Here is an 8,622-nt window from a genome sequence, read left to right as displayed (position 1 = left end):
TTCCCTATCGGAGTATTGGTCCCAACCACCCTCGATCATCAACGCTTCATGAAGCGCAAGCGAGTGCGGGTCTGCTATTTTGGTCACGTCCGTGTATCCACAAGGTGTTAATCGGCACAATCCATGCCTGTAGTGTGGTCAAAGGTACCGGAAATCTGGCGCCTATCCAAGATCAGGCCAGAAAAAGCCGCAGAGCCCGGGGCCATCCAGGCTCGGACTCTCCCGTCTCTCCGACCCTAGCCAACCAACGCCGGCTCGCCACCCTGCTCCATCACTCCCGCCGCTTCACACACATACTGCTCGGCATCAAAACGCTTGGTCTGCTGCCGGAACTGCCAGGTAAAGCCCGGCCACAGGGTGGTGTTCTTACCATTCTCGTTCACGTACCAGCTCTTGCAGCCGGTCTGCCACACCGAATCGCCAAGCTTTGCGTGAATCGAGGCGTTGTACTGGCTGACGGCGTCTTCCCTCACTTCCACCGTCTTCCAGCCCCGGTGCTGCATTTTTTTCAGGGCATCCAGCACGTACTGGACCTGGGATTCGATCATGTACACCATGGAGCTGTGCCCCAGCCCGGTGTTCGGGCCCATCAGCATGAAGAAATTGGGGAAGCCGGCTACCGTGGTGCCCTTGTAGGCTTCCGCCCCTTCGCGCCAGGCATCGAGCAGGTCCTGGCCGCCGCGACCGAAGATCATGCCCCGGGGAATCGGCTCCTGGGCCTTGAAGCCGGTGCCGTAAACGATGCAGTCCACCTGGCGCTCGGTACCATTGCTATCAATGATGGTATTGCCCTTGACCTCACGGATGCCATCGGTGAGCACGTCCACATGATCCTGATCCAGCGCCGGATAGTAATTGTTGGAGATCAGCACCCTCTTGCAGCCGAAATGGAAATCCGGCGTCACTTTCTTGCGCAGTTCCTTGTCTTTGATCTGACTGCGAATATGTCGCCGGGCCTGCAGCTCACCGATTTTCAGGATGCGCGGGTTACCAACAAAGCCCAGCACCCGGGCTTCCAGCATCCAGTAGATACTCTGGCGAAACGCACTCAGGGTTTGCGGCACCTTACGGAACATCATCCGCTCCAGCGGGCGGATTTCCCGGTCCGGCTTGGGCATGATCCACGGTGGCGTGCGCTGGTACAGATCCAGGTGGGCGGCATCCTTGGCGATCTCCGGCACAAACTGGATGGCCGAGGCTCCGGTGCCGATTACCGCCACTCGCTTGCCGCGAAAATCATAGTCGTGGTCCCAGTTCTGGGAGTGGAAGCTGGTACCGGTGAAGGTGTCCATGCCCTTGATATCCGGGTAGGCAGGTGTACTCAGGCCACCCATGCCGGACACCAGCACCTGGGCGTGCAGCTTGCGGAACCTGGGCAGGGTTTTATCGCTGCGATCCAGGACATCCCCGGGCTTCAGGTTGTTGGTTTGCATGTAGGCCCAGAGCTTGGGGCTGTCGCAGGTTTCGATGGTCCAGGCCCCGGTTTTTTCATTCCAGCGGGCACCGGCCACGTGGGTGTTGAGCTGGATGTGCTCGAGCAGGCCGTACTTTTCCGCGCAGTGGCGCAGGTAGGCTTTGATTTCCGGCTGGGGCGCGAACATGCGGGTCCAGTTGGGGTTTTGTTCGAATGAGAAGGAGTACAGCGCAGATTGCACGTCGCAGGCGCAACCCGGGTAGTGGTTTTCGTGCCAGGTGCCGCCGATGTCGTCGCTTTGTTCGAGGATGACGAAGTCGTTGAAGCCGGCTTCTTTGAGTTTGATGGCCATGCCGAGGCCGGAGAAGCCGGTGCCGATGATGGCGATTTGTGCGGTTTGTGTCATTGCTGCACTCCTGTGTGGCCTGTTTGGCCTTGCCTGTTGTTGTCTGGATGGTCATCATTGACCGGTAGACACATGTATACCGCCATGGGTAGACACTTGTATACTCCGGAGCGGGTGTTTGGCCTTGGGTGACAGATTGTTGGCCTGTGTGGCCCCGTGATTGGGAGTCTTGTTCAACTGGCCTCTGGCTCCGGGGGTTGGTTGGTTTGGGGGTGGGCTTCCAAAACACGCTCCTTCGGCACATCCATGTGGCGCTTGGGCTCCGCCATCCATGGCTCCGCACAGTTTTGGAAGCCCACCCCCAAACCAACCGTTAAACTATTGTGATAGCCGTCTCCCAAATTGATCTGTTGGGAAGGAATCCATACGCCAATGTTCGAAAGCTCCACCAGAGTGGACTAACTCCAGAAACGGAAGCAGGCACCGAACCAACCTGACTCCCAAACAAGAGGTAAAAAGTGAACACACTGGCCGGCGGAAAACTGAAACTGGTACAGGCCGCTCTGCGGTTGATTACCGAAACTCGGAGCCTGACATCTCTCGGGCTGAGGGAGCTGGCCCGTGAGGCTGGGTTGAATCCGAATACCTTTTACCGGCACTTCAAGAGTCTGGACGAATTCGGGCTGCAGGTGCTGGGGTATATCGCCGAGGACATGAAAACCGGTGTGCGGCAACTGCGGCAGATGGCGGACTCATCCGAGCAGGCATCCCACGACACCGTCACCTTTGTGTACCACTACTTCCTCGCCAATCCCGCCGCCACCACGGTCGCCGTCCGCGAACTGCACGGGCCCTCACCAGTGTTGCGCCGGGCGCTGGAGGCGCAGCTGGATGCCAGTGCCCGGGAGATGGCGGAGGACATTCTTGAGCGGGGATTGGTGCCGGGTGTGGAGGCCGCTGTGGTGCATGAGGTTTCCCACATGACCATCCGCTACATCCTGTTCCGGGCCATGGATTACATCGAGAAGCCCGAGCAGCGGGAAAAGATCCAGCAGGAAACCGAACGGTTTATCAACCGGCAGTTCCGGGGGGCCATGATTGAAGGGCTGGACGAGGAAGAAGTGCTGGCGATGAAAACCGCACCGGGCCAAACCTAAGGTCCGACCCGGCACTGAACTGCGCTACTCCGTGGTATTAAACACGTAGGATGACACCGTGCCATCGCTGTTGAACCGCACCACCAGGTCCGTCGTTTCGGCATCACCAAAGGCAGACCAACGGTACTTCCCATAGGTCCAGGTGCGCTTACCGTCTTCCACCCCGGTGCGCCAGGGTTCCCCGAACATATCCTGAATGTCGGCCCGGGTGGTTTCACCAATGCGGATCTGGTCCACGTTATGGGTCGCAAAATCTCGGCCTACCGTCGCGCAGCCCACCAGGGTCGCCAACAACAAGGCCATGCCAGCCAGTTTCAGATGTCGAGCCACTGCCATATACAACTCCTTTTTCGATGGTTGAGTCATTACTGAACACAGCATAGCGGTTCTGTAAAACTGTGCGATTAACAACCGGATAACTTTCACCCACAAAAAAGCCGCAGGGCCTGAACAGGCCCCGCGGCAATCAGGATCGAAGGGATAGGTCGATCAGTAAAGCTTGGCCAGGGATTTCTTGGCGAAGGCTTCCACTTCGTTCAGGCGGCCTTCTTTCACTTTCACCAGCCACTCCGGATCTTGCAGCAGGGCGCGGCCAACGGCGATCAAGTCGAATTCGCCGTTATTCATTCGCTCTACCAGCTCATCAATACCGGACTGCTCCACCGCTTCTTTCTTACTGGCGAAGGTGCCGCTGATGAAGTCTTCGGTCAGGCCCACACTGCCGACAGACATGGTCGGCTTGCCGGAAAGTTTCTGGGTCCAGCCGGCCAGGTTCAGGTTGGAACCTTCGAACTCCGGCTCCCAGAAGCGGCGGGTGGAGGCGTGGAAAATATCGACACCGGCCTCAACCAGCGGTTTCAGGAAGCGGTCGAGTTCTTCCGGGCTGTTCACCAGTTTTGCTTCATAATCCTGCTGCTTCCACTGGGAGAAGCGCAGCATGATCGGGTAATCCGGGCCTACGCGGTGGCGCACCTCTTCCACGATTTCCACCACAAAGCGCAGACGGTTTTCCAGGCTGCCGCCGTATTCGTCGTCACGCTGGTTGGTGCCTTCCCACAGGAACTGGTCCAGCAGGTAGCCGTGGGCGCCGTGGATTTCCACGCCGTCAAAACCCAGAGCCTTGGCGTCCTGGGCGGCGTCGCCGAAGGCTTTGATCACGTCATCGATATCTTCCTTGGTCATCGCCTTGCCGTTGGGCTTGCCTGGAGCGAACAGGCCAGACGGGCTGTAACCGGGGACGGACGGATCCGGCTCGGTGCCTTCTTTACGCACGGCACCTACGTGCCACAGCTGCGGGAAAATGGCGCCGCCTGCTTCGTGTACGGCATCAACCACTTTCTTCCAACCGGCCAGGGCTTCGTCACCGTAGAAAGCCGGTACATTCGGGTAACCGTTGGCCGCCGCGTGGTTCACGATGGTGCCCTCGGTGATGATCAGGCCAACACCGGCTTCGGCGCGGCGGCGGTAGTAATCCACCACGTTCTGGCCCGGCACGCCCTTGGGCGAGAAGTTACGGGTCATCGGAGCCATGGCTACGCGATTGCGCAGCTTGAGGTTGTGAAGTTCAAACGGCTCAAACATAGGACCAAGATTCATACTCATGTGATGTGCAACCTCATTAATTTGGTTTCGTAAAGCAACCCTATTAAATCCGGTTTCAAAATGCAACCCTATTCGGTACACTCCCTCACATGGCCAGAAAACGTTTTGATGACTCCAATTGCTCCGTCGCCCGTGCCCTGAATGAAGTGGGGGACTGGTGGTCCCTGCTGATTGTGCTGCACGCCATGTACGGCACCCGCCGGTTTGTGGATTTTCAACAGCAGTTGGGCATTGCCAAGAACATTCTGTGCGACCGCCTGGCACGCCTGGTTGATAACGACGTGCTTCGCAAAGTAGACGTTGGGGAGCACGGCTCCCGCTTCGAATACCGCCTGACAGAGAAAGGCCGGGATCTGTTCCCGGTGGTGGTGGCCCTGCGCCAGTGGGGCGACAAATGGAACCCGGCGCCGGACGGCCAGCCATTGGATCTTCGTGACCGTGAGAGCGGCCAGCCAGTGCAACCGGTGACCGTGCAGAACTCGGAAGGCCAGCCCTTGGGTATTCGCGATGTATTTGTTGCTGAAGACCAGGAAGAAGCCTCTCGCTCCGCCTGACCATGCGTGAATACCGCATTTGCCGGAATCACCCCATTTTTTTTGAGCTGAATCAAGAGCCACACCAAACCAAATCCGCTGCCCGCCATTTCTTGCGCTAAATCAAGTTTCCCCGGCCCCGCTCCATTACATTGAGCCCATCGACTTTTAATGGATAAGGAGATGGCTATGTCTCGTGGTTTCAAATTGGGTGTTCTGGCAGCGGCTGTGATGGCAACTGCACCGGCGGTTCAGGCTTTCGAAGCGGGTGATTTCATTCTGCGTGCGGGTGTTGTGCATGTGGCGCCGGATGATTCCAGTGACTCTATCACTGTGGGTGGCGCGCCGCTGCTTTCCGGTGCGGATTCAAAAGTCACCGTCGATTCCAATACACAGCTGGGCCTGCGTGCCACCTATATGTTCACCAACAACCTCGGTGTCGGCCTGCTGGGTGCAACCCCATTCAAGCACAACATCAACGGTGGCGGCGATATTCCGAGTGACATCAAGCTGGGCGAAACCAAGCACCTGCCGCCAACCCTGACACTGCAGTACTTCCCGATGGCAAGCTCTTCAGCCTTCCAGCCGTTCGTGGGCGTGGGCGTCAACTACACCACTTTCTTTGAAGAGAAGACCACCGGAACTCTGGATAGCGTGGTTGCTGCAGAATACGGCATCCCCGGAGCCCGCACGTCACTCGACCTGGACGACAGTGTTGGCGTGGCCGTGGAAGTGGGTATGGACTACATGCTGAGTGAGAATTTTGGTCTTAACGCGGCAATCTGGTGGGCAGACATCAATACCGATGCCCGTGTGAAGGTTTACGATGCGAACGGTGACTTCGCCGCACAGACCGACAAGTTCGAAGTTGAAATCGACCCCATGGTCTACATGGTCGGTTTCACCTACAAGTTCTGATCCCACGTACCCCTGGCAGCCTTCTGGTCTGTGGGCTGCCAGCTGGTGCGTTCTCCTGTGCGGGGCTGTTTTGCAGCCCCGCTTTTTTATGTCTGGAGAACCGGGGTGATCAGGCGCTCTGGCGCTGAGCCGGGCGGCCACTTCTACCCTGCCCCTGGCCACGGCCTTGGCCGTCGCCCTGACCACCACGGCCACGACCGCCGCTGCGACCAGCCGGTTTCGGGCCAAAGCTCTTGCCAGCGCCACCCTGAGGGCGACGATTGCGAGCCTTACTCGGGTCGGCCTTCGCTTTGGGCTTCAGCGGCAAGTTGTTCTTCGGCTCAAAGCCTTCGATTTCCTTGCGCGGCAGCTGCTTTTTGATCAGCCGCTCAATGCCCGCCAGCATCTTGCCTTCATCGGCGCTCACCAGCGACAGGGCATGGCCACTTTCGCCGGCACGGCCAGTACGACCGATGCGGTGCACGTAGTCTTCCGGCACGTTCGGCAATTCAAAGTTCACCACCTGGGGCAACTGCTTGATATCAAGGCCACGGGCGGCGATATCGGTAGCAACCAGCACACGCACTTCGCCGGCCTTGAAGTCCGCCAGCGCACGGGTGCGGGCACCCTGTGACTTGTTGCCGTGGATGGCAGCGGCGGTAATGCCGTCTTTTTCCAGCTTCTGGGTCAGGCGGTTGGCGCCGTGCTTGGTACGGGTGAATACCAGTACCTGCTCCCAGCCATTGTCACGCACCAGCTTGCTCAGCAGGGCGGTTTTCTGGCTCTGGTCGACCGGATAAACCGACTGAACAATGCTTTCAGCCGAGGTGTTACGGGCAGCCACTTCTACCTGCACCGGGTTATCCAGCAAGCCCTCAGCCAGACCACGAATCTCGTTGGAGAAGGTGGCGGAGAACAACAGGTTCTGGCGCTTGGCCGGCAACAGGGCAAGGATCTTGCGGATGTCGCGGATAAAGCCCATGTCGAGCATGCGGTCGGCTTCGTCCAGTACCAGGATTTCCACTTCGTTGAAGCGCACGGCGTTCTGCTGATAAAGATCCATCAGGCGGCCCGGTGTCGCCACCAGTACATCAACGCCTTTGCGCAGCTTCATCATCTGCGGATTGATTTTCACACCACCAAAAACCACAGCGGCCTTGGTTGGAACGTATCTGCTGTAAAGGTTCACACTGTCGTGCACCTGTGCTGCCAGCTCCCGGGTGGGCGTCAGAATCAACGCACGGGGGCCTTTGCCATTGCGCGGGTTATCAGCCAGGCGCTGCAAAAGAGGCAGGGTAAAGCCGGCAGTTTTGCCGGTACCCGTCTGGGCCGCAGCCATCACGTCTCTACCAGACAACACGGCAGGAATCGCCTGAAGCTGAATGGGAGAAGGGGTGTCATAACCCTGATCGGAAGTGGCACGGACCAGCTGCTCGGACAAACCGAGGGAAGAAAAACTCATATAAAATATACTCTTGATTGATTCTGCCTCCACGAACACCGGATGCGGCGAATGCGGGCAGATGCCATGAACATTCATGGAATAAAAGACGACTACGGTCACGCGCCGAATTCGGGGTGACGTCCTCTGACAGGTCGTATGGATGGTTCGCAAAGCGGCTTTGGGCCAGAAACTGCGGAATCCCTAGAGGCAGGATGCAGGCACGGTAACAGAGGGCTGGAGAAATAGCTATAGGTGGTTTTGATTAGCAGGCTTTCATTTCCAGTCGAATAAATGGAACTCTGACCCGCCCTGCCGGTCACTAGACGCCGTACCTGTTCCAAACATCCTTTCATAACCCGGAGATACCATGCTCAGTGTTGGCGTTGGCCCTATCAGTTTTTCTGTCGGGCATCTGCTTCTGGTCCTGGCTTTCATAGTTGCTCTGATCGTCGGGGGCATCACCGGCCGCAAACATGGAACACCCATCGCCGGCACATTGGCGGATATCTTCGTGGTCGCTATGCTCAGTGCCCGCATCGGGTTCGTGATTCGCTATTACGAGCACTACCAAGGCGACTGGCTGGGCATGATTGATATCCGGGACGGTGGCTTTGATATGGTCACAGGCCTGGTTGCCGCCCTCGTGTTTGCCGGCTTCCTGATGTGGCGCCGGGCCAGCAGCCGCCGGGCGCTGGGCACGGCCATGGCGGCCGGCCTGCTGACCTGGGGCCTGACTGGCGGTGCCATTCAGCTGATCAATCAGCAACTCAAAGGCCTGCCCGAAGTGGCCCTGACCGATCTCAACGAGCAACCGGTCGATTTGAGCGCCATCGCCAATGGCCAGCCCACGGTCGTGAACCTCTGGGCCACCTGGTGCCCGCCCTGTATCCGGGAAATGCCGGTGCTGGAGGAAGCCCAGAAGCGCTACCCCGGCATCAATTTCGTTTTCGCCAACCAGGGCGAGCACCCGGAAACCATCCAGCGATTCCTGTCTGAACAGAACCTGGATTTACACCATGTGCTGAGCGACCGGCAGGGCCAGTTCGGCCGGGTGACCGGCAGCCACGGCCTGCCGACCACCCTGTTCTATAACGCTGAAGGCAACCTGGTGGACAGCCACATGGGTGAACTGTCCCGTGCCAGCCTGGCCCGATCGCTGGAGCGTTTCGATCCGCAATTCCTGGTGGCCTATGACGAAGCGGTCGGATACGCAGAATAAAGCCACGGAT

8 protein-coding genes are annotated in these 8,622 nt (G+C 58.4%); 4 read left to right on the top strand and 4 right to left on the bottom strand.

What is annotated here, in order from left to right:
* Positions 1–236 precede the first annotated feature (236 nt).
* Positions 237–1,820, bottom strand: coding sequence for a flavin-containing monooxygenase (locus ABIE59_RS18940; RefSeq protein WP_354449305.1), 1,584 nt, complete (start codon positions 1,818–1,820; stop codon positions 237–239).
* Positions 1,821–2,278: 458 nt separating this feature from the next.
* On the opposite strand from ABIE59_RS18940, the gene ABIE59_RS18935 reads away from it, so the two are divergent.
* Positions 2,279–2,917: a TetR family transcriptional regulator gene (locus ABIE59_RS18935; RefSeq protein ID WP_354449303.1), complete on the top strand. Its 639-nt coding sequence runs from the start codon at positions 2,279–2,281 to the stop codon at positions 2,915–2,917.
* 24 nt (positions 2,918–2,941) lie between these two features.
* Here ABIE59_RS18935 and bamE read toward each other — a convergent pair whose 3' ends face one another.
* Positions 2,942–3,253 carry an outer membrane protein assembly factor BamE domain-containing protein gene (gene bamE / locus ABIE59_RS18930; RefSeq protein ID WP_052009733.1) on the bottom strand — a complete coding sequence of 104 codons (312 nt, stop codon included), beginning with the start codon at positions 3,251–3,253 and terminating at the stop codon, positions 2,942–2,944.
* Positions 3,254–3,406: 153 nt separating this feature from the next.
* Entirely contained in the window at positions 3,407–4,519 is a 1,113-nt protein-coding gene (locus ABIE59_RS18925) for an NADH:flavin oxidoreductase (RefSeq protein WP_354449300.1), read from the bottom strand.
* A gap of 89 nt (positions 4,520–4,608) precedes the next feature.
* Between ABIE59_RS18925 and ABIE59_RS18920 the strand changes: the two genes are divergently transcribed.
* A complete protein-coding gene (locus ABIE59_RS18920; RefSeq protein WP_354449298.1) occupies positions 4,609–5,073 on the top strand; it encodes a winged helix-turn-helix transcriptional regulator in 465 nt (154 codons plus the stop codon).
* A 168-nt stretch (positions 5,074–5,241) separates the two neighbouring features.
* Complete coding sequence (locus ABIE59_RS18915) at positions 5,242–5,970, top strand: OmpW/AlkL family protein (protein WP_106693256.1); 729 nt, start codon at positions 5,242–5,244, stop codon at positions 5,968–5,970.
* Positions 5,971–6,079: 109 nt separating this feature from the next.
* On the opposite strand, the gene ABIE59_RS18910 is transcribed toward ABIE59_RS18915, so the two are convergent.
* A complete protein-coding gene (locus ABIE59_RS18910) occupies positions 6,080–7,411 on the bottom strand; it encodes a DEAD/DEAH box helicase (protein ID WP_106693255.1) in 1,332 nt (443 codons plus the stop codon).
* 349 nt (positions 7,412–7,760) lie between these two features.
* Between ABIE59_RS18910 and ABIE59_RS18905 the strand changes: the two genes are divergently transcribed.
* A complete protein-coding gene (locus ABIE59_RS18905; RefSeq protein ID WP_354449295.1) occupies positions 7,761–8,612 on the top strand; it encodes a prolipoprotein diacylglyceryl transferase family protein in 852 nt (283 codons plus the stop codon).
* Positions 8,613–8,622 lie beyond the last annotated feature (10 nt).

Source organism: Marinobacter sp. MBR-99 (assembly GCF_040547575.1).
Taxonomy (GTDB): Bacteria; Pseudomonadota; Gammaproteobacteria; order Pseudomonadales; family Oleiphilaceae; genus Marinobacter.
This window is presented reverse-complemented; position numbering and strand designations above follow the sequence as displayed.

Bases quoted from the DNA above. Each gene is read 5' to 3' on its own strand.
- ABIE59_RS18940 (WP_354449305.1), bottom strand. From the start codon at position 1,820: ATGACACAAACCGCACAAATCGCCATCATCGGCACCGGCTTCTCCGGC.
- bamE (WP_052009733.1), bottom strand. From the start codon at position 3,253: ATGGCAGTGGCTCGACATCTGAAACTGGCTGGCATGGCCTTGTTGTTG.
- ABIE59_RS18925 (WP_354449300.1), bottom strand. From the start codon at position 4,519: ATGAGTATGAATCTTGGTCCTATGTTTGAGCCGTTTGAACTTCACAAC.
- ABIE59_RS18920 (WP_354449298.1), top strand. From the start codon at position 4,609: ATGGCCAGAAAACGTTTTGATGACTCCAATTGCTCCGTCGCCCGTGCC.
- ABIE59_RS18915 (WP_106693256.1), top strand. From the start codon at position 5,242: ATGTCTCGTGGTTTCAAATTGGGTGTTCTGGCAGCGGCTGTGATGGCA.
- ABIE59_RS18910 (WP_106693255.1), bottom strand. From the start codon at position 7,411: ATGAGTTTTTCTTCCCTCGGTTTGTCCGAGCAGCTGGTCCGTGCCACT.
- ABIE59_RS18905 (WP_354449295.1), top strand. From the start codon at position 7,761: ATGCTCAGTGTTGGCGTTGGCCCTATCAGTTTTTCTGTCGGGCATCTG.